Annotated in this window: 2 protein-coding genes and 1 pseudogene; all 3 read left to right on the top strand. The window is 72.6% G+C overall.

Features of this window, described 5'->3' with window-relative positions; translation table 11 throughout:
- Nucleotides 1-342: 342 nt before the first annotated feature.
- The gene (locus FGF04_RS39450) at nucleotides 343-789 is read left to right on the top strand and encodes a hypothetical protein (RefSeq protein WP_149516199.1); all 447 of its coding nucleotides are present in this window, start codon (nucleotides 343-345) and stop codon (nucleotides 787-789) included.
- 47 nt (nucleotides 790-836) lie between these two features.
- Nucleotides 837-1335: pseudogene (locus FGF04_RS39445) on the top strand (GNAT family N-acetyltransferase).
- 104 nt (nucleotides 1336-1439) lie between these two features.
- The coding region (locus FGF04_RS39440; protein WP_328596516.1) for an ABC transporter substrate-binding protein at nucleotides 1440-1876 on the top strand (437 nt) is incomplete at its 3' end.

The raw sequence follows: 1876 nt of genomic DNA, 5'->3' as shown, positions 1-1876 counted from the left end.
GTCGAGGGGGAGCCTATGCCGCCGAAATGTCACGATCAGCCCCCCGGACGGTCCGGGGGGCTGATCGTGACATTTCGGCGGCATAGGCTCCCCCTCGACAAGGGCGGGCACATTCGATCGGGGTAGTTACCCGGATCGCGCCGGAACCATCCATACCGTGCAGTTCGCAAGATCTGGTTCACTCAAGTAAGTGAAATTCAGAAGCAGTTATTGACTTTTGGTCTTTGTGTTTGCACAACGCGGCCTGTTCACAGGGGCGTTGCTGTCGTTACAGTCGCCGTGCTGCCCCGGTCCCCGGCCGCACCACTTTGCGCACGACTGTCTGGCCGAGGAGGGTTGGCGGTGGCAACGCCGGTACGTGCTTCGTCGGACGGGCCCGCGCTGCTCACCGAGCACGGGCTGATGGAACCCGTCCGGGAGATGGAGTTCACGGCCCACTTCGCGCGCGCGGACGGGGAGTTCGCGGCCCGGGCGGCCGCCGCGGCGGTCACGCAGGTGATCGACGCCCCGCTGTCCTTCGTCTCGCCGGTCCTCGACGCCGGCTGCTCCGCCGGCAGGTGCCTGCTGGCGCGCAGCGCCGCCGACACCTGCCGGATCGTGCTCACCGCGGACCCGTCGGGCATCACCGTCGCGGCCACCGACGACGTCGCCGTCCCGCTGGACGCGGGCGACCGGGCCGGCGCCGAGGGCCTGCCGCTGCTCGCCGTCGTCGACGGAATGAACGTGCACCACGGCCCCGACGGCCACGTATGGGTCGTGTGGAAAGGGTCGTGGCAGCAGGCCGTCTGACCTGCCCCCCGGCGGATGCGCACACCCTTACTGCATATGATGCGCAAGTGCGCGACTACTGCATAAGAACGGCGACCTCCGACGACCTCGACGGCGCCCGGTCCGTGATGCTCGACACCGTGTACCGGGACTTCGGCACCGGGTACGTGCCCCGCTGGCACCGGGACGTCATCGACCTCCACGGCGCCTACCTCGCGCCCGCCCGGCACACCCTGCTGGTCGCGGTCGACCCGCACGACGGGCCCCGCCCACCCGCCGAACCCGCGCCACCTGGCCGAGCGCTACCCCTCGGGGGAGACCGCGCAGCTGCGCCGGGTGTACGTCCGCCCCCGGGACCGCAGGCAGGGACTGGCCCGGCGGCTCGTCGGCGGGCTGCTCGACTTCGCGGCGGCCGACGGCGGCTACCGCTCCGCCTACCTGCACACCGACCCCGCGGTGCCCGGCGCGGAGGCGTTCTGGCGTTCGCTCGGCAAGGTGGTCCACGACGAGCGCGAGGACCCCGGCGGCGGCCAGGGGATCGTGCACTTCGAGGTCCCGCTGCCCTGACGGCGCCCGCCCGGCCCCCACGGGACACGTCCGTACGGGCACGTCCGTACGAGGTCCGTACGGGCACGTCCGTACGAGGCACCCCCACCCCAACGAAAGTCATCATGCCTGCTCTGCCGCGCCGCCGACGCTTCGCCGCCGGACTGCTGCTCGCCCCCCTGCTCGCCGGGCTCACCGGCTGCTTCGCCTCCGACGGCGGCGACGCCCCCTCCGACGGCCGGGGAGGGTCCCGGCTGAAGGTCGCGCTCGCCTTCCCGCCCACCGAGAACTTCTCCCCGTACGGGGCCGACGCCACCCTCCTCAGCAGGCTCGGCGTCACCGAGGGCCTGACCCGCCTCGATGCCAACGGCGCCGCCGCCCCCGCGCTCGCCGAGTCCTGGAGCCGCGACGGCGACCGCGGCTGGCTGTTCACCCTGCGGGACGCCACCTTCCAGGACGGCACCGACGTCACCCCCAAGGCCGTCGCAGCCGCCCTCACCCGGGCCGCGGCCGCCGAACCCGTGACCGCCGCCCTGTCCGGCGTCGAGCTCACCCCCGGGGC

The sequence above is a fragment of the Streptomyces apricus genome (genome assembly GCF_008369065.1).
Lineage (GTDB): Bacteria > Actinomycetota > Actinomycetes > Streptomycetales > Streptomycetaceae > Streptomyces > Streptomyces apricus.
The sequence above is the reverse complement of the archived record's forward strand: the minus strand, read 5'-3'. Positions and strand labels throughout refer to the sequence as shown.